Here is a 23246-nt window from a genome sequence, read left to right on the forward strand (position 1 = left end):
AATTTAAAACAAAAGCCTTAAGTATAAAAAGGACACTAAATGAAAAATCAATTTTTAAATAGCTATTTTCAATTACTTACAACTATTTTCTTAATCTCATCTATAACTATGAAAGCAGAAGAAACAACAAGCACACTAAAAGTTCCCAATGGATTTAAAGTCGAAATTTTTTTAAACAATACAATTGAAAAACCTAGAGGAATCACAAGCGATCAAGAAGGAAACATATTCATAGGATCTGGAAGCACTTTTGCATACCTTGTAACAAAAAACAAAAAAATTTATACCATAGCAAAAACTCTACAAAAACCCATTGGTATTGCTTATTGGGATAATAAACTCTATATATCTTCTATCGATAAAATATATGTAGTTGAAAATGTAAAAGAAGAAATTAATAAAAGCATAAAATCAAATAAAGAATATACATGGAAAATGCAAATTTTTACACTTTTACCAAAAAATAATACCAAAATGCACGCAGGGCGTTACATTAAAGTGGATCCCAAAAATAACAAATTAGTGGTAAACATAGGATCCCAACACAATGTTAAAATTCCTCCCCAAAAAGAAGCAATAATCCTTAGCATCGATTTAAAAACAAAAAAAGAAGAAATAGTGGCTTTTGGAGTGAGAAACTCAGTTGGATTTGATTTTCATCCAATTAGCAATGAAATATATTTTAGTGACAATGGCCAAGACGGATTAGGAGACGACATTCCCCCAGATGAAATAAACGTAATAACCAAATATAAAGAGCATTTTGGATTTCCCTATGTGTTTGGGAAAAATCAAAAAAATTACGGTTTTTATAACAAAGCACCCAAAAACACTAAGTTTAACCCATCTATTTACGAACTTCCCGCACATGTCGCTCCACTTGGAATACACTTTTACAGAGGAAATAACTTTCCAAAAGAATATATAAATAAATTATTCATAGCAGAACACGGCTCATGGAACAGATCTTCTCCTGTTGGCTACAAAATAACAACACTGGACATTAATTCTAAAACCAGAACAGCAAAAAATTATAAGACTTTTTTATATGGGTTTTTAAAGCACAACAACTCTAAATTTGGGCGCCCTGTTGATATAATCACATATTATGATGGTTCAATTCTTTTTACAGATGATTTTGGAAATAAAATATACAGAGTTTACTACGAAAAGATTTAAATAAAATTAACTTAATTCTTCTGGAATTTCCAAATTATGAATTACTTCCTGAACATCATCAAAATCTTCAAGCTTTTCAACAAGAAGAATTATTTTTTCTGCTTGCTCTTTGTTTAAAGAAATTTTATTTTCAGGAATTAAAGCTATCTCTGCCACCTCTTCTTTAAATTTAGTTTTTAAAAAAGATAAAACTTTATCAAAATCATCGGAACTTGTTATAACTTCTGCCTCATTGTTTGAAACTAAAATATCTTCAGCACCAACTTCTAGTGCAAATTCCATTATTTCATCCTCAAGATATTTTCCTAAATTGTAAACAATAAGACCCTTTCTGTAAAACATATATGAGACTGACCCTGGAGTACCCAGAGATCCTCCACCTTTTGCAAGAACACTTTTTACATCGCTAGAGGTTCTGTTTTTATTGTCTGTTAAGCACTTAATCATTAAAGCTACCCCGTAAGGAGCATAAGCTTCATAAGTTATTTCAAAATATTCAACCCCCTCATTACCACCAATGCCCTTTTTTATTGCCTTCTCAATATTATCTTTTGGCATATTGGCAACCTTAGCCTTATTAACAGCTACCCTTAGTCTCGGATTAGATTCAATATCCCCACCTCCTATTTTAGCTGCAATGGTTATTTCTCTTATTAGCTTTGTAAAAATTTTATTACGCTTTGCATCAAGAGCACCTTTTTTTCTCTTTATTGTTGACCATTTACTGTGTCCAGACACTTACACCTCCACCAATTTTTCTAATCGATCTAAAATGTCAAACATCTTATTATTAATCAAATGAGCCTTAATTGTATTAAACATTAACATAAGAACCGTAACAGGACCTATTCCACCCTTAACAGGAGTAATAAATTTAACACACTCTTTAATATTATCAAAATCTGTATCGCCTGAAAGAATTTTTCCGTTATCAGTCTCAATTTCAGAAATACCAATATCAATAACATAAGGCTTTCCGCTCAACATGCTTTTATCTATTAACCTAGGCTTACCAACAGCAGAAATAACAATATCTGCCTGTCTCAAATAAACATCTAAATAAATGCTCTTGCTGTGACAAGTAATAACAGTTGCATCATAAGGTTTTGATGAGAGTAATATTGAAATGGGCCTTCCTACAAGAGGACTTCTACCAACCACAACAACAGTTTTTCCTAATGTTTTTATTCCTTCATCTCGCAAAATCTTTAATACAGCAAGAGCTGTACAAGGAATAAATCCTTTTTTATCGCCCAAAATCATTTTTCCTAAATTAACAAAAGATAAGCCATCAACATCTTTTGAATAAACTATACCATTTAAAATAGAATTTAAATCCATACCTTTCAAAAGGGGTAATTGAACAATAATTCCATCTGTACTTAAATTTTTATTTTCTCTATCAATTACTTTTAAAATATCGCTTTGAACAGAGTTTGTAGAAAATTTAATTACTTCAACATTTAAGCCAATCTCTTTTGCAACTCGACTTTTAATTGAAACATAAAGCTTGCTTGCAGGATCAGCATTTGCCAAAATAACTTTTAATGAAATTTTATCTCTCAAGTCATACTGCTTTAAGAATTCTTTGAGCATTAAATAATACTTATTCGCAAAATCTTTTCCATTAAACACAGTATTCAAAATATGCCCCTTAAACCTAATAAGATTACCTTAATATTATACTTAGATTGTTAATATAAGAAAAGCCAAATGACCAAATTTCAAATTGTAATTAAATTTATTTTCAACTATAATAAACAAGGATAATAATTTTAAAAGAATGGAGAATAATGAGAAAGTATCTTTTTATAACGCTAATTACAATTTTGCTAATTGGTGTAAATACAAAAAAAATCACAGCCGCTGTCAATATTGATAGGCATACAAACTCTACTTTAGGCATAGATTTAAGTGTTGGAATTCCTGTTTTTTACAACGACTTATCAAAAGCCTATCCTACCAATTTATATCCAGGAGGTATTGGGGCAATAAAATACCAATACCATATTTTAAACAATTTAGCAATTGGACTTGAACTAAGATATATGTTTAACTTTGATATTAACCATTCTTTTAACATATTAAATCCAGATTCAAGTGTAGGTAAAATTTTTTATAGTGTGCCTATTACATTTTCAATAAATTATATATTTGATATAGGAGAATTATTTCAAATTCCAGTCTTCACAAATATAGGGTTTTCTCTTAATACATATGGAGATAGAAACAATAATATTACAAATTTAAGAACTTTTGATGCGCTCCCTACAATCTCTTTTGGTTCCGGAATTTTATGGAACTTTAACTATAAATGGGCTTTTGGAGCAACAGCATCTTGGTGGATGATGTTTGAATTTGGGAATTCTGCCAAAATGGCACATTTTGCACTTGTATCATTATCAGTTACAGTAAATGTAAATAAATTGTAGGATAAAAATGAAACAAAAATATGAAAACTATTTTAAAAAAAGATTAATTTTAAACCTATTAATATTTTTACTACTAGCATGCTCAAGCGAATCCATATTTTCCCAATTAGGCAATCTGCAAAAAATAAAACATGAATACAATATTTTGGGCAGTTCAAGTCCAAGAGGAATTTCTCTAGTAGGAGAAACTCTATACATTGCAGCCATGCATTTGTTTAAAAAAGAAAACGGTAAGATTGAAAAAATTGATTTGAATGATTCTTATGAATTTATAAACGACATTGTAAATATATCTGGGAAAACCTATCTTTTGGCGCAAAACAAACAAGAAGAACTAGAAGTTTGCGAGCTAAATGGAAAAGATTGGAAATTAAAATTTAAAAAACCACTAAAAGCATATAAATTTTTAAAATCCGTGGGAAGAAATGGCGTAAAAAACGCATATATTTTAGCTATAGACAAAAATAATCGTGAGAAAATTTTTGATCTACAAGGAGCTGACAAAACGCCATCACAAGCTACTGAAAATGACAAATTTTATCAAATATCAAATGAAGACAACTTAATTACAGGAAATTCACTTAAAATATGGCAAATAAATAACAATACCTACACAAGCATAGACTATCAACAAGCCAAAGAAATAATGCCTATCATTAAAACAAGCATTAGGGGTTCTTCTGAAATTTTAGTAATAACTGGTGGTTATAATAATTTAGATACAAAATTTAAAGTGTACTCAAGTGCAAATAATTACACAACACCAATATTTATTCAAAACGAAGTAGGCGAATTTAGCAGCTACTTTGCAAGAGAATTTAATGATGCAATATTAATAGGAAGTAATAATGGATTTGCAGAATTTACAAAAAATAAAGAAGGAATTTTTGCTTTACAAGCGCCCTCAAAATCCGTAGAACCTGGAGCTTATAACGGATCTCAGCTAAGCAAAACAGGTCTTAATGATATTATTCCTGTATCAAACAACACAATTTATATATTAACTCAGGGAAAAGGTTTGTGGAAATTGGAAAACAGAAAATTAACTAAAGAATAAAGAATAAAAATTAGTTATAAATTTTTCATATCTAGATTTATTAAAATCTCCATCATAATATTTTTTAATCTTAATTTTCAAATTGAAATTAATCTTAGATCTGAAATATAAATAATTTATATTATTTATATCAAAAATTCGACCTTCATCATTCATAACCTTAACCCCAAGATCTAAAAGGAGTTTGGCAAAAAAAATATCTCGAGTAATCACAAGACTGCATCTATCTGCTAAATTCAAAATAAATGAATCAACATTGTCTACCACCTCTAAAGCAAAATTTTCTGTTTTTTCTAAACTTAAAAACTTATTAGAAACTACAATAAGTTTTGATTTATTGTGCAATATAAACTTTTGTAAAAATTTTATTATCTTAAAATTACAAGAATCAGCATCAACAAAAATTTTACTTAACAATCTTATAGTCCAGTACCTTAAGGGCCAAAAAAGAAACAATAGCATTTTTATTAATAGGTCCAAATATTCTAGAATCATTTAAAACACTTAAATTGTCATTTAATAAAAAAAATTCATTTTTTTTCAAAGTAAAACATTTAATCACTTCGTCTGTATTAAAAAAATTATTCAATTTGTAATAGCTAACCAAATTACCATTCAAATAAAAAAAATTTGTATCCTTTTTATTTACCAGGACATTCAAACCTCTAACATACACAGAATCGCCTTGAACAGCTGCTATTCTTGATACTTTATAGCTTGCTCTTTTAAAAATTTTATTTAAAAAAAAGAAATCTTTTATTAAAGTTAACAAAAAATTATTACGTAACCTAAAATCTTCATAAAGAACAATATCATTCATTTTCAAAGGAATAAAAAAAGAAGTTATATGAGTTGCTACAAAAAACAAACTAGCATTTTTTGTTATTGTTGGCAACATCTCATTACTTCTAATCATAAAAATTTGCAAAACAAACTTTGTGAAAAAAAAATTTAAAATTAAAAATGTTAAAACATATTTTAAAAAAACTTTTCTTTGTTTTTTCCTTAAAAGCCTTTGTTCGAAAGTTAAATATGGGGCCACTTTAAATAAATCCTACTCTAGAAAATGGAAGATATATTATCAAGGTTCTTCCAAGCACTTTATTCTTATTAATTACTCCAAAAAACCGACCATCATGAGAATTGTCTCTATTGTCTCCAATTGGCAAAATATATCCATCAGGAACATAAATACCACAATCTCTTATTATAGCTTTTTCCATATAATAATCAACATAAGGCATAAAAGCAGCTAAATACTTGTATTCCAATCTTTCAAACTCAAACCTATCAATCATTCTAGCATCAAAAAAGGAAAAATCGGGAGTTCTGCTTAAATTTATATTCAACTGGCTCAGAGCAACAAACATAGCAAAATCACCATAAATTCCATAGTCCTCATCTGCCACAATTTTTTTAATTTTAAAATTTTTATCAACCAAATCCCAATAAGAATCTTCTAAAATAAAATTTTCTTCGCCTTCTCTTCTAATATAAGCTTTGCCGTTATTAAATCTAACAATTTTACCATCTGCAAACGCACCCCTTTTCACAAGAAATCTAACATTAGGATTACCATATTCATCTCTATCAAGATCAATAAAAGATAATGTTAACATGTAAAGTATTCTTTGAAAGATATCAAAAAAAACGCCCTTAGATTTATACTCCGGATTTTCAAAAATAATAATATCAGATTCTTCTGGGACTTTAAAACCATTAATCTTAAACAAACCCGGTAAAAGCTCGGGACCGTAAGAAAATTTATCTACAAATAAAAAATCCCCTATTTGAAGAGTATTTTCCATTGATCCTGATGGTATTTTATAAGCTTGAACAAAATATTGATTTATTACCAATACAAAAATTGCTGCTGCTACAAAATCAAACAAAAAGTTAAGCAAAAAACCTCGTTTCTTAGCCCTTAATTTGCAAAAATATTTCTTTCTTTTTCTATATGTCAAATATTTCTCAACAATGTGTACCAAAAAAGATGCGAATTTATCCAATCTTCTTAAATACATAATCTAACCCTCAAGAATTAAATCATACAAAATATTGACACTTATTTAAATACTTTTCTATACTTTAAAAGATGAAAGATGTTGACGAGGATTCAAATATTGAGCTTTTTGAAGTTAAATTAAAACCAATTCTAGGAATAGCGCCCAAAGTTTACGTATTTCTTACAACAATAATATTGCTTTTAAGTTTAGTAGCAATTTTAATAATCATGCCTAAGTTTAAAAATCCAGGAGCATATTTAAAAATAAATTCTAATATTGCAAACACTTACATATATTTAAACGAAAAATATATTGGCAGAACTCCATTTAACAAATATATAAATGCCACCGAAGGAATTATTAGAGCAAAGAGGATGGGATTTAAAACTTATGAACAAAAGATAAAAATTAACAATAAATTTTTTGGAAGCTACAGTTTGCAAATAAATTTAGAACTGGTTGATCCTGAAAAGATCATTAAACAAAGACAAAAAGAGCTCTCTATAATGGTGAAAATAAGAAATATTAATGAAAATACAAAGCTAATTCCTGTTTTTTCATTAATATCTAGTGAACTCAAAGAACATCCCAAATACATTAAAAAATTTCTAAAAGATTCCATACCTTACTTAAATTCAATCGAAATGTTTAAAGATTTTCTAAATTCATATAAAGTTGTATATTCAATAGGCCAAATCAATGGCAATCAAGAAAAAATATGGAACTCTTTGAAAACAAATTTTGATTTAGAAAATAGAGCTATCTTTTGGTTTTTGGAAAATTTAGATAAAGATTTAAAAATGCTAACAAAAAATGAACCTTGGGTTAAAACATTGGCCAAAAGTCTAGACAATGAAAATATTCAATTAATTTCTAAAAATGAAAAAATCAATATAAAATTACCTGGATTTAAAAAAATAAATTCAAATAAAATTGAAAAAATTCATAATTATGAATTAGATTCATTGGATTCAAAAAATATTTCACTAAGATCTACCTATAGTATAAAAGAATTTCTTATTCAAGAACAAAATGTTACAAAATACGAGTATCAAGATTTTTTAAAAGAAAATCCAAAATGGGCATTAAATAACAAAGAAAATTTAATTAAAGAACAACTTGTAGATGAAAATTATCTTAAAAATTTTAATCAAATAGGCTTAAATGAAGCTATCACAGGAATATCTTATTTCTCAGCAATAGAATACGCCAACTGGTACTCTAAAAAACTTCCATCAGGATTCAAAGCAAGACTGCCCATATCACAAGAATGGGAATTGTACCAAAAAGAGCCAAACAAAAACCCATTAAATATTAATGAAATATCAAAAAAAGTCGGATTTTGGAATTTAATGCAAAATTCATCTTTTAATGATATCGCAATATTCAAAAATGAAAAAAATTTTTATAATGAAAATTCAAATTTTTACTCATTGATAACAGAAATTAGAACATACTCTTATCAAAATAATAATAATTTGCTCAATCCATCAACTAAAGCCTCTTTTTTGAAGAATTGGAGTTCTCCAAACATTGGTTTTAGGTTGATTGTATCAAAGGAATAAAAGGAATAAATTTGAACACAAACACTTTGCTTCTTGAAAACAAAAAAGCAAAATTTAATTACTTTATTGAAGAGAAAATAAGTTGTGGAATAGTGCTAAAAGGAACTGAGGTTAAATCAATAAAGGCAAAAAAAATATCATTTAACAATAGCTTTGCAAGCATAAAAAAAGAAGAATTGTGGCTTGAAAACTTGCATGTATCAAAATATAAAGAAGGGAATATCTTCAATCATGATGAATTAAGACCCAGGAAACTTCTAATCAAAAAAAGAGAATTACAAAGGCTAAAAAAATTTAAAGAAAAAGAGGGATATACTTTAATTCCTATTGGTTTTTATTTAAAAAAATCAATAATTAAAGTAGAAGTTGGAATATGTAAAGGTAAAAAATTGTATGATAAAAGAGAAATACTAAAACAAAAAAGCATAAAAAAAGATCTTAGTAGAGAAATAAAATACAATTAAAAACTCTTTTAATGACAATGAGCAATCACAATACAGAATTGCAATCACTCATTTTATAATAAATAAAATTAATAGCTTTTTTTGAAAGATAGTTCAAACCCAAGAGCACTGGCTTGACTCATCGCAACATCAAAACTAGGCTCAAATCCTCCTAAAGCTATATTAAGGCTATTTTTCAGCTTCTTATTATAACTATTAGCAAATGTAAATGGAAGAATAATTTCTGTCAATCTTGTAACAGCCATAGTAACCACACCTGCTAACATAACTCCCTTACCCCAAGTCCATTGAAAATCAGCTTTTTTAGCACCACCATCAAGAGCTTTGATATCCAAATAAGCCCCTGTAAGTATAAGCCCTATACCAACCGCATCAAATCCAAGAATAAGAGAACCTCCAAGAATATCTCCTTGAGCAAAGGAGCCTATTCCAAACCCTAAGAAAAGGTTCAATAAAAATGGCACAATAGGATCTTGCTTGCTAGTTTCATAAACCAAAAGTTTTTCTCCAGCGTTCATACCAAACGCACCGCTTTTAGAATCATTAGCTTGAGCAAAGCTAGAAAAAACACAAAAGGCTGCCAAAACAAAAATTAAAAGTTTATTCATAAAAACCCCTTTATTAAAACTGGTACTATGGTAGCATATTAATGAAATTTAAAAAAGGTTTTTAAAATTATTTGAACTTAACTTTTTTCAAATTTTTACTTGAAATTCGCTTCCCAATAGAGCTTCTTGATTTGACCATAAAATTATCAATTTCAATTCTTTTAACAATATCTTTATTTGTTGAAAATTCTACAAATTCGGGATTCAATGAAAAATCTACAAATTCATCATTTTCTCCTAAAAATTCATAAACCTTATCTGCAATAAATTTATCTATTTTAAACCTTTTAACATAATAAAAATTGTCAAGCCTATTAAAATAAATTATTGAAAATATTTGCTCTTTTGAATTATTTATATCATAAACTAAAGCACAGACATTCTTTTTATCTATAAATGTCTTATCTTCAATATTTTTAAGAATATAACTATTTTCTCTAAAAACTAATATTTTATCATAATAACTAGCATTTCCAATAAATTCACCATCAAAAAGACTTGTCCCTACAAAACCTTCTGCTAAGTTTAAATAAACCTTCATATTCTTTGTAGCTATTTCTCTTACATTTTTTGATTTGATTAAAGAAATTTCGGTCTTTCTTTTATGCTCTTTAGAATACTTTGCAAGTAATAAATCAATAAAGTTTATTGAATATCCTCTTATTGAAGAAATATTGCTATTTATACTCTTTAATTCTTTATTTAAAATTTTAATATCCTTGAAATTCTTATCAATATCAAATAGACTTATTTTTCTAATTGGAATTTTAAGCAAATTTTCAACATCTTCTTTTAAAACTTCCCTTGAAAAAGATTCTTTGTATCTTAAAACCTCTGACAATATTATACTTACAATATTTTCTTCTTTAGAAATTGTTTCAAGAAGTTTATAAATCTTTTTTTCAATAAAAATTTGCTCGAGTGTTTTAGAAAATATTTTTTCAAGAATCTTGCTTTTCTGCAATTCAAGTTCCATTTTTAAAATTTTTTGAAGATGCGCAGCATGAAACTTGATAAGATCTTTAATAGTATAAACAACAGGATATCTCTCACTAAGCAACAATAAATTAACAGAAATTGATATCTGACAATTTGTATAATGATACAACTTTTCAATCACTTCACTTGCATAAACACCCCGAGGTAAAGATAGCTCTATAGCCACATTCTCAGCAGTAAAGTCATTAATACTTGAAACTTTAATATAATTTTTTCTAATTGCTTTCTCGATCGAAGATATCAAACTCTCAGTAGTCTCACCAAAGGGTAATTCCCTTATTACAATTGTTTTTTCATCTATGGTATCAATTTTAGCTCTAACTAAAACTTTACCGTTACCATCAGCGTATTCATTAACATCAACTATTCCTCCTGTTGGAAAATCAGGATAAATATCGTAACTCTCTCCAAGAAGCTCGCTCTTTACTGCATTTAAAATTTCATTAAAATTGTGAGGCAATATTTTAGCTGCCATTCCAACAGCAATCCCCTCACTTCCTTGAATTAAAATAACAGGAATTTTGGCAGGATAAAGCAACGGTTCATTATTCCTTCCATCATAAGAAGATTCATAACTTGTTATCTCCTTGCTATAAAGAACATCAAAAGCCAAAGGGGTTAGTCTACATTCAATATACCTAGAAGCAGAAGCAGGGTCGCCTGTAAACAAATTACCAAAATTGCCCTGCTTTTCAATAAATAGACCCTTGTTGGCAATATTAACAAGAGCCTCATAAATTGATGTGTCGCCGTGGGGATGATATTTCATTGTATTACCAACAACATTTGCAACTTTATGAAAGTTGCCATCATGCATTTCGAAAAGAGAGTGTATAATTCTCCTTTGAACTGGCTTAAACCCATCAACAACACTAGCAATAGCACGATCTTTAATAACATAAGATGAATATTGCAAAAAATTATCTTTAAGTACAGTTCTAATATCCATATTAAATCAAATTCTCCATAATAAAATTCCGTCTCTCAGGAGTGTTTTGGCCCATATAAAAACCCAATTTCTCTTTTATCTCTTTAATATTAAAAAGATCCACCTTTGTTAGTTTAATGCTATTAATATCAATAAAACCTTTAAATTCATTTGGAGAAATTTCCCCCAGACCCTTAAACCTTGTCACTTCACATCCTCCCTTAAGCTCAAGAATGGCTTTTTGCTTTTCTTCCTCAGAATAACAATATATTGTGATTTTTTTGTTTCTAACCCTAAAAAGAGGAGTTTCCAAAATATACATATGCCCATTTAAAATTAAATCCTCAAAAAAAGTCAAGAAAAAAGTTAACAACAAATTCCTAATATGAAATCCATCAAAATCTGCATCGGTTGCTATTATAACCTTATTGTACCTTAAATTTTCAATTGATTCTTCAATACCAAGAGCTACCATCATGTTATAAAGCTCTTCATTTTTGTATATTTCAGATTTATTCTTTTCAAACATATTTTGAGGTTTTCCCCTAAGAGAAAATATAGCCTGAGTATAAACATCTCTACAAGACACCATTGAACCTGTTGCAGAATCCCCCTCTGTTAAAAAGATCATGGTTTGTTCTGACTGCTTGCTGCTGTCATTAAAATGAAATTTACAATCCTTAAGTTTAGGGATTTTAAAAGATATTTTTTTTGCTCTCTCTCTTGCCTCTTTTCTTACACTACTTAATTCTTTTCTGAGTCGCTCATTCTCAACTACCTTTTTCTCAATCAATTTTGCAAGTATTTTATCTTTATATAAAATTTCAGAAATTATCTTTTGCACTTCCTTTGCAACATTGCCTCTAGTCTCAATATTTCCAAGCTTATTCTTAGTTTGACTTTCAAATATTGGATCTTTAATTTTAACAGAAAGAGTTGCAACAAGCCCCTCCCTAATATCTGTTGAAGAATATGATCTTTTAAGAAAATCGTTAATAGCTCTTACAAAGCCTTCTCTAAAACCGGTCTGATGAGTACCCCCATCGTTGGTATATTGCCCATTAACAAATGAAAAATAGGTCTCCCCATAATTATTTGTATGGGAAAAAGCAAATTCTAAAGTTTTACTAGAATAGTAAACAATATCATAAAGCAAATCATCACTTTTAATTTCTGAATTCAAAAAATCTAAAAGGCCATTTTTAGATTCAAAAATTTGATCATTATAGTTTATTATAAGTCCCTTATTCAAACAAGCATAATGGAAAAATCTTCTCTTGAGAAAATCTTCACTATAAGAATATTTCCCAAATATTTCTGAATCTGCTAAAAACTCAACATAAGTACCATCTTTATCAGAAGATTTTATTTCTCTAGATTCCAATAATTTTCCCTTAGAAAACAAAGCCTCAAAAGATTTACCATTTCTTGTTGATCTTACTAAAAACTTTGAACTTAAGGCGTTAACTGCCTTAGTTCCAACCCCATTAAGCCCTACAGAAAATTGAAAAACATCATCATTATACTTGGCTCCAGTATTAATAACTGAAACGCTTTCAATAACTTTTCCAAGAGGAATTCCTCTTCCATAATCCCTAATAGAAATAAGATTATCTTCTTTTTTTATAAAAATTTCATTTCCGTAACCCACAATAAACTCATCAATTGAATTGTCTATTATCTCTTTAATTAAAACATAAATACCATCATCAATATTAGAGCCATCTCCCAAACGTCCAATATACATACCAGATCTTAATCTAATATGCTCAAGAGAAGATAGGGTAATTATTTTACTTTCATCATAATTTTGAGTCTTCATCTAAATCCTTGCTTTATAAATTAAATTTTAATAGTTTCAAGCTTTTTAACTATTTGATCTCTAATAATACTAGTTAGATTCTCTTTTTCATATTCACTTAATTTTAAAACATCTATCAAGGGATGGACATGAATATAAATAGATAGCCCAGAATTAAAAATAATATTTTTAATAAAAAAGTTATTAGTATTATAAAGAGTAACAGGAAGAATTGATGTTCCTGTCTTTAATGCCATCTTAATTGCACCTTTTTTAAAAACCTTAGTATCCCCCCCCCTATTTCTAGTCCCTTCGGGAAAAATTCCAATAGATCTACCCTCTCTCATAACCTTTATTGCCTTAACCTCAGCAGCAGCAGCAGATCTTATACTCTTTCTATTAACAAAAATAACACCCATAACAATCAAAACAATATTCACAAAAGGAACCCTAAGCAGCGTATGTTTTGCCAATATTACAAACGGACAGTCAAAAGTATAAATAAAAATTAAAGGATCCATAGCCGCAATATGATTTCCCATTATTATTACATTGCTTTTTTTAGGAATATTCTCAGAACCCGTAATAATAATTTTAATTCCAGCAAGCCATAAGCTAATCTTAATACAAGCTCGCATCATAATAAAACTAAGTCTAACAACATAACGTTCAAGTAAGAAAACTTTACAAACCAAGTAAAAGGGAAATAAAAAAAAAATTAAAATCAAAAAAAACAATAACACATTAAAATAAGTTATAATACTTCTTAAGATTTTCATAAAAACTATTATCCTATTTTTTCTATCCGCTCAAGCTTTAATTTTTGCCCTTTAACTAAGCTTACATCATCTTTTAAAATTTTAATAGGATTTAAAATGATTGTAGAAAATTTTTGTTTTTGAACAACTCTTTCGTTATGCTCAAGAAAAAAAGATTCAATAAGCCTATAACTACCCATATCAATCTCATATTCAAGAACAAAATTATTTTTTAAAGGGAAAATATTAAAAATGCCATAATAAATTTTATTCTCATCAATATAAGTTAAATGGGGATAAGAAAAGTCATAAATTTTATCTTTATACACGTAATTTCCATTAGGAATAAAATAAATATCATTGCCCCTTTTTTTAACATTTAAGACATTCTCATCAAACCTCTTAAATGCACCCGCAAATCCACTATTATCATAAGAATTCGTACTAGTGTCAATTTTGACTTCAATGTTTTCTTTATCTACAATTTTTATCCAAAAGTTGTAGACTATCAAATCTGAAAAAAGAGACTTTGCACTAACATTAAGAGTGTTGTAAGCGGGTTTTGAAATATATTCAATCTTTGCAACTTCTTGAGAATTTTTTCTAAAAAGATTAATCTCGCTTGATTGCTTTTCAAAAGACAAGAATAAAACTTCCTCAATATCTTTGCCATGCTTTTTATTATAGTCATGTACATCATACCAAACCCCATGCAAAAATTTATAAACTTCATCTTTGCTTAAATTCTTTAAAGTTTTATAAATATTATTATCGATTTTACCAACTTTTTCATTCACAGAAGAAAGATAGTATTTACCCTGAACATGAGAATATTCATATTTTTCAATCTTACTGATTATTAAATCTTCCCCCACTTTTTCATATTTTTCTAAAGAAATAGGATAGCTTTCTCTTGATCTGTTTTCTTCATAAGCCGAAGATCTTGCATACTTGTTTATAATAACAGTGCCATTAACTTTGTCAAAAAATATAGGCTTATAAGAAGATACATCATTTAAAACAGATTTTTGAAAAACATATAAAACAGATTTATCTTTTAAAAATCCCTGAACAACTATATTAAAATCATAATCACCTGTAATATCTTCAAGATACATGTTATAAGAATTTTTTGGATCAATATCTATTTGAGTTTTAAAAAGAATCTTTCCGACTTTGGCTTTAGGATCAAAGCCAATAATAAACAAATACGCATTAAGATTTGAAAAATTTTGAGCTAAAACTACTTGTTCAAAATAAACATCTAAATTTAAATTTTCCTGCTGAACTAAAAGAATTTTATAACCTTTTAAATCTATAATATCCCCAAAAAAATCTTCCATTTTATTAACTTCTAAAACATTAGAATTTGGATTATCGATCCTGGAATAAGACTTTACATCTTTGTTAAAAACAATAAAATCTTTGCTTACTTTAGAACAAGCAAGCAATGTAAAAAAAATAAATAAAAACAAAAACTTATAAAAATAATTATAAAACCGAATTAATTCTTTATTATCCTTACTAAGAGCAATTGCACTAACACCCAAAACCTTTGTCATAACATTTATTTCTTAATTTTGACTAAAGTTTTGCAAAGCAAAAAACGACTCATTAAAATTATTAACAAAATCTTTTTTATTCAGCAAAAAATCTGTAATCAAACCACTATTTGCAATATTAAAATTGTTAAGAAGTTTTTCATTTTTGATTTCTTCTTTGAACCGATTAGATCTTTTTTTAGCTGAATTGAGAAAAAATAAATAAACTTTTTTATTTGCTACAAAAGGCTTAGACCAAGAATTTTCTTTTAATCCAAAAATAATATCATAAAAAGACTTACTATTATTAAACTCAACTAACTCTTTTAGAGTATTTGGATAAATATTAATATTATAAGACAAATTAACAATTTCTTCTTTTAAGCTAAGCTGATATTTTTCAAGAACTTGGCTTAAATTACCAAATTTAACATCACTGAGAAAATCAGACAGCTTATTTTCTAAATAATCCTCAATAACGCCTGGTTCATAAGTTTCAATGTAATTTTTAACAGAACTAATATCACGATCTGAATTTTTATCAAAATCATGAACATTACTAAATGCTTTATATATTTGATATTCATTTTTATTTTTAATCTTGATAGGCTTACTAAACTCACCTTCTCTTAAAGAAAAAATAGAATTTAGATCTTCTTTCTTTTCAACATTAAGATCTAAATCAAAATAATACTTATCCAAAGAAACAACACCCTTGAAATTAGTTATATCATCTGAATAAAGCTTAGCAAGCTCTTCAAATGGAGTTTTGTTTAATAGCTTATCATAAGCAGTCCGAGCATCATTCATATTTTTAAAACGAATAGACGCAAGCGATAAACGTTTAAATAAATTTAAATTTTTTTCAGCATAAGATATTGCCTCTTTATTGGCAAAATCCTGATAGGAAAGAGAAAGATATGAAATATGCCTTTCTACAGTACTCATATCTTTAATCATATCAAAAATAGAATCGGGAAATATCAAATTACTATTTAAAAAAATTTTTACATTGGAAAACAATATATTTTCTACCATATCATCATAAATTTTAACTTTTTGATAATCAGAAGCTTTATTGTATCTTTTAGAACTGAAATTTCCACTAGAGTCTAAATATTCTGGAGATCTAAGTAAATTTTTATTTAGCATTTCTTTAGAAATATAAAAATTATATTTTTTTACTAAGTCTAAAAAAGCAACATCCTCAACATATTTCATAAATGCCAAATACCAAGCATTATAATCTGTATTAATATTTTTAGCATTGCCCTGCAATCTAGAATAAAGATTTGAATAATAATTAACATATTTGGCAAACTTACTATCTTTTTTATAGTAAATAGGTTGACCTTTATAAGAACCAAATTTTAAACCAGATGAATGAGCATTATCAAATATCCCTGGAAGCAAAGGTGCAACAATAAATCCGAAAACAATTAAAACAAGAGCAAAAATACCCCACATACCAACTTTTTTTTCTTTAGATTCAAGCACAACTAAATCATTTTTGACTTTTCTACTTCTTTTTCGCATAAAACAACCTTCAATAAGTAAGCATACTAATAATTTAACTACTAAATTATCACAATTGAAAAATTATTGCAATTGAAATATCTAACTTAAGCTATACGCTTAAATATTATAGAACTAAAAAAAATTACATTTTTAATATGAAAACGAATCGCTATGGATAAAAAGGAGAATGAAAACAAAAGTATATGAATATGAATCAAAGCAAATTCAACCTTAATATAAATATAACTAAGGACGAACTTTTAAGATTAATAAAAATAGTTTATAACAATTTTGGAATCAATCTCAGCGAAAAAAAAAAGCTGCTAATTGAAAGCAGATTATCATCCCTTCTTAAAGTTAAAGGTTTTAAAAATTTTACCGAATACATCAACTTTTTAGAAGAAAGCACTGGGAATATTCAATTGATCGAATTAATAGATAAAATATCAACAAATCATACCTACTTTTTCAGAGAATCTAAGCATTTTGATTTTTTAAATAATAAAATATTGCCCAAACTTACTGAAAAAATATTAAACTCAGAAAACTCAGAAATTAGAATATGGTCAGCTGGCTGCTCAAGTGGCGAAGAGCCTTATACAATTGCAATGATATTAAAAGAATACATGGAACAGAATAAAGTGGATTTTAAAGTCAAAATCTTGGCAACAGACATTTCAATTAGCGTTCTAAATGAGGCTCGTGAAGGGATTTATCCTGAAGATCGCATAATAAATTTGCCCAAATATTTAAAAACTAAATATTTAAATAAACTTCAAGATGATAAATTCCAAGTTAAAGAAATTTTAAAAAAAATGGTTTACTTTAAAAAATTAAATTTAATGGATGATAAATTTCCATTTAGCAAAAAATTTGACCTAATATTTTGCAGAAATGTCATGATCTATTTTGATGAAAAAACTAGAAACAACCTTGCCAATAAGTTCAACTACTACCTTAAAAAGGATTCTTATCTTTTAATTGGACATTCAGAAACAATCAGAGGAAACAAAAATCTTGAATACATAATGCCCGCTACCTATAAAAAGAATTAATGCTCATGAGCATTAATTCTTTTTATAATAAATTTTCTATTATGTAAAATTTATTTAACTTAAAAGATCTAAAAATAATGCTGCTAAGTTAAGTTTACTTTTTCACCTATTCTAATAAAATAAAGCAATTCACCAATTGTTGCTACATGATCGCCCACTCTTTCTAAAAAACTATTCAAAAATAAGATATTTAAAAGATAATCCAAATTTTCAGGATTTTTTTTCATTGCATCAATAACAATACTTTTCTGCTTTGAAAATAATTTATCTATTATATTGTCATACTTAACTATCTTTAATATTTTAGTAAAATCTCCATCAAAATATGCATCAAAAATATCAGACAACATTTCTTTAGCTGTATCGGCCATTTCTCTTAAAGGTTTAAAATATAAATTAAGAAAATCAAAATCATCCAAATCTGATTCAAGCAAAAGAACAACCTTTACAATCTTAGTAGCATGATCTGCAATCCTTTCAAGAGAACTTATTATTTTAATAATTGCTAAAATTTCTCTAAGCTCTGTAGCAACAGGATGCTCAGTCGCAATTATTCTTCCACACAAATCTTCAATATCGTACTGATAATCATCTATTATTTTTTCATCTTCATTGATTATTTTTTTAGCTAAATTTTTATCTTTAGATTCTAAAGCTATTAAAGAATCATCTATAATTTTAAGCACACATTCTTTCATATCCCAAAGATAATCTTTTATTATTTCAAGTTGTTTAGTAAGCTTTCTCCTTATCATATTATATCTCCTAAAAAAACCGCTTTAAAAATAAATATCTTATCTTGGCTTTCTCATAATAATAACTAAAAGGGTAATTATCAATAACCAATTTATAGTAATGCAAAGCCTTTAAAAAATCTTTATGCTTGCTCTCAGACTCATAAAGTTTTCCCAACAAATAACTATATTTGTCTGAAAAACTTGAATTAATATACTTAGGAAAGTAAAGAGAGCTAAAATTTAAAGCAAACTCATACTCTCCCCTTGTTACTAAAAATTCAAAAATCTCAAGATAAATACTCTCAGAAAAATCAACATTCTTTTCAACTAAATATCTAGCGTTCTCCAAAACCTCTTCTTTAATATTTAATTCTATACCAAGCTTAATTAGATCAAAAACAATGCTTTGAAAATATTTGCTCTTCAATTTCAAATAATTTTCATAAGATTTTAAATAATCCCCATTTTTATAATGAATTTCCGCCTTCAATAAAATATATTTATCGTCATCGAAATTATACTTATTAAGCAAATCTATTGCTCCCCTGTAATCATTTATGTAAGACAAATTTAAAGCCCTGACAATAATCTCTTTGGAGGTTACCCCGTCAATACTATCCCTTCCAAGTTCAAGATTATTAGCACTTGCAATGTTATTGTCCTTGCTAGAGCCAACACCACTGCCATGTGGAATTGCAACTTCAAACTTCTTTGTAATTTTCAAGATAATTATTTTATTAAATTCACTTAAATCTTTAACATTTTGATAACTGAAAACCAATTTAATTTTGCCTTCTTTTTTAAAAGTTTTAAAAGTAAAAACAGCACCATTTTCATAAGATTCTCCAATTAACTTAATAAAAGCATCATTTTCAATGCTTTTAATATAAATCCAAGACTCATCTTTAAAAGAAAGCTTAAACTTTGAATTGGTATTTACATTAATATCTACCTCTCTACTACTAAAATCAAGCTCGTATGAATCGTTTTGATTTATAAAAGCTGGCTTAGAGCAAACTTCAAAAACAATAAATAGCAAACTTATATAAATCAAATATTTTCTAATCATTTGGAAATTTCTAAAATCTTATCTATTAATTTTTCATTCTCCTTTTCAATATCAACATTAAATAAATTTTCCTTTTTAATCCAAAGATCCTTGAAAAAATTTTCATCAAGAAATTTATTTTTAATCAACCCATCAACAACTAAATTTTTATTTAAATTTTCATTTAAAAAATCAGGCCTTGGAATAAAAAAATCATCCATATTTAGACATTCATTTAAATCAAAATAAAAATCTTCCATATCAACTAATTTGACCTTAGCGTCTAAATTGTCTTCAACAGACTTTTGAGATTTCTCTAACATTTGCGTTGAATAAAAATAAGTAATACCTGAAACAATAAAAATCAAAAATATTAAAATTAAAAAATACTTTCTAAAACTAAACTTTCTATCTTGCATGTTAATTTCCTTAAATCTAACTTAATTATATATTAAACACCCTGCTTTCACCATTATCCAGTGTAATACCTATCAAATTTTCACCACCTTCAGAAACATATGCATTATGGGTTATTACTAAGAGTTGGATTTTTTTCCCCAATTCTTTTAAAAGCAAAGAAAGTTTTTTGCTATTCTCAAAATCAAGAGCTGCATCTATTTCATCAAGCATGCAAAAACAAGCAGGAGAATAATAATAAAGTGCAAATAAAAAAGCCATACTAACCAAAGTACTCTCGCCTCCTGAAAGCATATTATTGTTTTTGACAAATTTGTTTGAAAAATTTATTCTAATCTCAACATTATCGGTATTTTCATTATAAAAAAGACTGGCAGTTCCTTTAAAAATTTTTTTAAAAAAGTAAGAAAAATTTTTATTAATCTCATCAAATGATTCTCTAAATTTTTTATAAATCTCATTTTTTATTTTTTTTTGAAGCTTCTGCAATGAAGATTTTGAAAGCTTTAAATCTTCTACTTGTAAACTTACTTTTTCAAAACGATCCTTAGTTTCATCAAATTCTTTATCAATATTGAAAAATACATAATCACCCAGATTGATTGTATCTATCTCTTTGCGCAACAACTCTCTGGTTGCAAGATCTTCTTCCAATTCAAATTTATCAGACATTTCATTAGAAACATTGAAATTTTCTATTTCGCTCTTAATGCTTACATTAGAATTTAAAAGAAATTCGTATTCCGTCTGTTTTTTTATATATTCATAATAATTAGTTTTTTTAAAATCATTTAAAAAAACTAAAGAACTAAAATCTTTTTCCTTAAAAGGCTCACTACTGAATTTTGAAGCACCAATAAGATTACTTAAATTAAGCTGAATATCACTCTTTTCTAAATTTAAATTTTCAAGCTTTAAATACAAATCTTTAAGCTCTTCATCAAGGCTATTCTTAGATTCAAATAAAAATTCCAAATTGCCATCTATAAGTTTAATTTCATCCAAATTTTTAAATTTAGAAAGCTCTATATACTCAAGCTCACCTAATACATCATTTAATTGAAAAGTTTTTTCTTCAATTAATCTCTCAATATTTGTTATCTCTTTAGCAAGATTTGATTTTAAAGCATTTTTTTCGAGCAAAAATTTTTTCAAATCAACATTTTGATCGAAAATAGGCTCAATTTTGTCCCTCAATAAAGCCAAAAGCTTCTCATCTTTGCTTATATACTTGATTAAATTTACTCTAATCTCTTTAATATATTTTATACTCAATGATTCTTCAAAAAGTTTAAGAGAGTCTAATATATTCTCTTTTAATAAAACAAACTCTTCTGATTTGGCACTCTTTAATACAGATAAAATTAAATCAACAAGTTCAAAAAAACTTTTAGTATACCTATTAATCTCGTCACTTAAAGAAAAAAATTCATTTTTCTTTTCTTTAAGTAAACTATTTAATTGATATAAATTGCTATTTATAGAATTTTTTTTCTCTTCAGATTCAGATTTGCTCTTGGCAAACTTATCTTCTAAATTCATCTTTAATGTCTTTTCTTGTTCTAATTTTTGAATTTTAATTTCTAGTCCAAGAATTTTAGACTTCACAAGCTCAAGATCTTTTTCTAATGCTTGAATATTGTTAATGACATTTTTTTCTCTAAATGAATAAAATTCTAACTTTTCCTTAAAACTAGAAGACAAAAATTTAGTCAAACCGTCTAAATTTAATTCACTCTTCAAGATATTAAGCTCAAAATTAATATTGAAAAGTTTTTTTAACGTTATTGTTTTTTCTAAAGCTTCTAATTTTTGACTTAAATCTTGATGTTTTTTTCTCAAAAGGTAAACATTTTTTATGTTGTCGTACTTTTGCCTTAAATTTTCTTGCAGAGATAACAAAGATGATAAATTTTGATTAGATTGCTTAAAATTTTTCAAAGCCTCTTCTTCTTCAATTTTTAAAATATCTATTCCGCTTGCCTGTTCAATTAAAGTTTTAAGATTTACATTTCTTTCCAAAGAAATGTCTTCAACCCTGCCTTGATTTATAAACATATAAGGCGACTTTTTAAACTTAAAACTGTTCAAAAGTCTATTATAATTTTGAAAATTCAAAATTTTATTATTAAAATAATACTCACTTGAACCGTCCTTATAAAGACGCCTGCGAATATAAAAATCTCCTTCAAATTCCTTAAAAGTCAATTTTTCAGAGTTAATATTGCTAAAAAAAAGAGTTATTTCTGCAAAATTTGATTTCCCTAATTTTGAAACAGAAATTAAATCAGAAATATCTTCAACCCTTAAAAATTTTAAATTATCTTCTCCCATACAAAAACGTACAGCATCAATAAGATTGCTCTTTCCACATCCATTAGGACCCACAATAAAGCTTAAATTTTCACCTATTTCAAACTCTTGTCTATTTAAAAAAGATTTAAACCCTAAAAGCATTATTTTTTTTAAAACCAAACTAACTCCCAATTAAAATTAAAAACCAATTACTGATAAATCTACAATTTCATATTATAATAAATAAAAATATTTTTAAAAAAGGTCAATTATGATTTGCGGAATAGATGAAGTTGGAAGAGGTTGCATTTTTGGACCCATTCTAAGCGCTGCTGTAGTTTTCAAAAAAAAACCTAGCTTTATAAAAGAATTGGATGACTCTAAAAAACTAAAAAAAGAAAAAAGAGAGTACCTATCCTCATTAATACTTGAAAACTCGTATTATGCATTTGCTGAAATTTCAAATATAATAATAGAAAAAATAAATATTCACAACGCATCCCTTCTTGCAATGCAAACTGCATACGAAAACCTAAAATTAAATTGTAGCCTAGTACTTGTAGATGGCAAATTTGTCCCCAAAATAACAGCAAAAAATGTTAAAGCAATAATTAAAGGAGATTCAATAATAGACGAAATAAAGGCTGCTTCAATTATTGCTAAAGTCAAAAGAGATAAACTAATGGATGAATACGATAAAATTTATCCATTATATTTACTTAAGAAAAATAAAGGATACCCCACAAAAGAACATAAAAATGCAATAAAGAAATATGGGGTTTTAAGCCTTCACAGGAAAAATTTTAAACTAATTTAATTTTAAAAAATAAATAAAGAT

Annotated in this window: 22 protein-coding genes; 7 read left to right on the plus strand and 15 right to left on the minus strand. The window is 27.1% G+C overall.

Features of this window, described 5'->3' with window-relative positions; translation table 11 throughout:
* The first annotated feature begins 39 nt into the window (after positions 1-39).
* Entirely contained in the window at positions 40-1179 is a 1140-nt protein-coding gene (locus tag QIA00_RS00120) for a PQQ-dependent sugar dehydrogenase (RefSeq protein ID WP_316256793.1), read from the plus strand.
* 6 nt (positions 1180-1185) lie between these two features.
* On the opposite strand, the gene QIA00_RS00125 is transcribed toward QIA00_RS00120, so the two are convergent.
* Complete coding sequence (locus QIA00_RS00125; protein ID WP_316256795.1) at positions 1186-1917, minus strand: YebC/PmpR family DNA-binding transcriptional regulator; 732 nt, start codon at positions 1915-1917, stop codon at positions 1186-1188.
* Positions 1918-2823 (minus strand): bifunctional 5,10-methylenetetrahydrofolate dehydrogenase/5,10-methenyltetrahydrofolate cyclohydrolase, encoded by a 906-nt coding sequence (locus QIA00_RS00130; RefSeq protein ID WP_316256797.1) that lies wholly within the window; start codon positions 2821-2823, stop codon positions 1918-1920.
* 149 nt (positions 2824-2972) lie between these two features.
* Here QIA00_RS00130 and QIA00_RS00135 point away from each other — a divergent pair, with 149 nt between their 5' ends.
* Together QIA00_RS00135 and bamB are read left to right on the plus strand one after the other, a co-directional pair.
* Positions 2973-3611, plus strand: a complete 639-nt coding sequence (locus QIA00_RS00135; RefSeq protein WP_316256798.1) for a BB0027 family outer member beta-barrel protein — start codon at positions 2973-2975, stop codon at positions 3609-3611.
* Positions 3612-3618: 7 nt separating this feature from the next.
* On the plus strand, positions 3619-4668 hold the full coding sequence (bamB, locus tag QIA00_RS00140; RefSeq protein ID WP_316256799.1) for an outer membrane protein assembly factor BamB: 1050 nt from the start codon (positions 3619-3621) through the stop codon (positions 4666-4668).
* Here the strand turns inward: bamB and QIA00_RS00145 are convergent.
* Genes QIA00_RS00145 through QIA00_RS00155 form a run of 3 tightly spaced genes read right to left on the minus strand, consistent with a single transcriptional unit; the run spans position 4654 to position 6692 of the window.
* Positions 4654-5085, minus strand: coding sequence for a DUF188 domain-containing protein (locus QIA00_RS00145; RefSeq protein WP_316256801.1), 432 nt, complete (start codon positions 5083-5085; stop codon positions 4654-4656). The two genes, bamB and QIA00_RS00145, sit on opposite strands and share 15 nt — an antisense overlap.
* The gene (gene lepB, locus QIA00_RS00150) at positions 5075-5710 is read right to left on the minus strand and encodes a signal peptidase I (protein WP_316256802.1); all 636 of its coding nucleotides are present in this window, start codon (positions 5708-5710) and stop codon (positions 5075-5077) included. Before lepB ends, QIA00_RS00145 begins: the two co-directional genes overlap by 11 nt.
* A gap of 1 nt (position 5711) precedes the next feature.
* Entirely contained in the window at positions 5712-6692 is a 981-nt protein-coding gene (locus QIA00_RS00155) for a S26 family signal peptidase (protein WP_316256803.1), read from the minus strand.
* A gap of 71 nt (positions 6693-6763) precedes the next feature.
* On the opposite strand from QIA00_RS00155, the gene QIA00_RS00160 reads away from it, so the two are divergent.
* Both QIA00_RS00160 and smpB read left to right on the plus strand, forming a co-directional pair.
* A complete protein-coding gene (locus QIA00_RS00160; RefSeq protein ID WP_316256804.1) occupies positions 6764-8239 on the plus strand; it encodes an SUMF1/EgtB/PvdO family nonheme iron enzyme in 1476 nt (491 codons plus the stop codon).
* An 11-nt stretch (positions 8240-8250) separates the two neighbouring features.
* Positions 8251-8703, plus strand: coding sequence for an SsrA-binding protein SmpB (gene smpB / locus QIA00_RS00165; protein WP_316256805.1), 453 nt, complete (start codon positions 8251-8253; stop codon positions 8701-8703).
* Positions 8704-8771: 68 nt separating this feature from the next.
* Here smpB and QIA00_RS00170 read toward each other — a convergent pair whose 3' ends face one another.
* The 6 genes from QIA00_RS00170 to QIA00_RS00195 all read right to left on the minus strand — a co-directional run bounded on the left by QIA00_RS00170 (position 8772) and on the right by QIA00_RS00195 (position 16874).
* Positions 8772-9311 carry a P13 family porin gene (locus tag QIA00_RS00170; RefSeq protein WP_316256806.1) on the minus strand — a complete coding sequence of 180 codons (540 nt, stop codon included), beginning with the start codon at positions 9309-9311 and terminating at the stop codon, positions 8772-8774.
* 67 nt (positions 9312-9378) lie between these two features.
* Positions 9379-11259 carry a DNA topoisomerase IV subunit A gene (locus QIA00_RS00175; protein ID WP_316256807.1) on the minus strand — a complete coding sequence of 627 codons (1881 nt, stop codon included), beginning with the start codon at positions 11257-11259 and terminating at the stop codon, positions 9379-9381.
* 1 nt (position 11260) lies between these two features.
* Positions 11261-13060 (minus strand): DNA topoisomerase IV subunit B, encoded by a 1800-nt coding sequence (locus QIA00_RS00180; RefSeq protein WP_316256808.1) that lies wholly within the window; start codon positions 13058-13060, stop codon positions 11261-11263.
* 20 nt (positions 13061-13080) lie between these two features.
* Positions 13081-13818 (minus strand): 1-acyl-sn-glycerol-3-phosphate acyltransferase, encoded by a 738-nt coding sequence (locus QIA00_RS00185; RefSeq protein ID WP_316256809.1) that lies wholly within the window; start codon positions 13816-13818, stop codon positions 13081-13083.
* A gap of 8 nt (positions 13819-13826) precedes the next feature.
* Positions 13827-15359: a pallilysin-related adhesin gene (locus QIA00_RS00190; RefSeq protein WP_316256810.1), complete on the minus strand. Its 1533-nt coding sequence runs from the start codon at positions 15357-15359 to the stop codon at positions 13827-13829.
* A gap of 12 nt (positions 15360-15371) precedes the next feature.
* Positions 15372-16874 carry a peptidylprolyl isomerase gene (locus QIA00_RS00195; RefSeq protein WP_316256812.1) on the minus strand — a complete coding sequence of 501 codons (1503 nt, stop codon included), beginning with the start codon at positions 16872-16874 and terminating at the stop codon, positions 15372-15374.
* A 185-nt stretch (positions 16875-17059) separates the two neighbouring features.
* On the opposite strand from QIA00_RS00195, the gene QIA00_RS00200 reads away from it, so the two are divergent.
* A complete protein-coding gene (locus QIA00_RS00200) occupies positions 17060-17911 on the plus strand; it encodes a protein-glutamate O-methyltransferase (protein WP_316256814.1) in 852 nt (283 codons plus the stop codon).
* An 83-nt stretch (positions 17912-17994) separates the two neighbouring features.
* On the opposite strand, the gene phoU is transcribed toward QIA00_RS00200, so the two are convergent.
* The 4 genes from phoU to QIA00_RS00220 are packed head-to-tail and all read right to left on the minus strand — an operon-like array spanning position 17995 to position 22588.
* Positions 17995-18666, minus strand: a complete 672-nt coding sequence (gene phoU, locus QIA00_RS00205) for a phosphate signaling complex protein PhoU (protein WP_002556647.1) — start codon at positions 18664-18666, stop codon at positions 17995-17997.
* 10 nt (positions 18667-18676) lie between these two features.
* On the minus strand, positions 18677-19717 hold the full coding sequence (locus QIA00_RS00210) for a tetratricopeptide repeat protein (protein ID WP_316256817.1): 1041 nt from the start codon (positions 19715-19717) through the stop codon (positions 18677-18679).
* Positions 19714-20115, minus strand: a complete 402-nt coding sequence (locus QIA00_RS00215) for a hypothetical protein (protein ID WP_316256818.1) — start codon at positions 20113-20115, stop codon at positions 19714-19716. The genes QIA00_RS00210 and QIA00_RS00215 overlap by 4 nt, the downstream gene beginning before the upstream one ends.
* Positions 20116-20140: 25 nt before the next feature.
* Entirely contained in the window at positions 20141-22588 is a 2448-nt protein-coding gene (locus QIA00_RS00220; protein ID WP_316256819.1) for an AAA family ATPase, read from the minus strand.
* 91 nt (positions 22589-22679) lie between these two features.
* On the opposite strand from QIA00_RS00220, the gene QIA00_RS00225 reads away from it, so the two are divergent.
* Complete coding sequence (locus QIA00_RS00225; RefSeq protein WP_316256820.1) at positions 22680-23225, plus strand: ribonuclease HII; 546 nt, start codon at positions 22680-22682, stop codon at positions 23223-23225.
* Positions 23226-23246: the final 21 nt, after the last annotated feature.

The sequence above is a fragment of the Borreliella americana genome (assembly GCF_032595795.2).
Lineage (GTDB): Bacteria > Spirochaetota > Spirochaetia > Borreliales > Borreliaceae > Borreliella > Borreliella americana.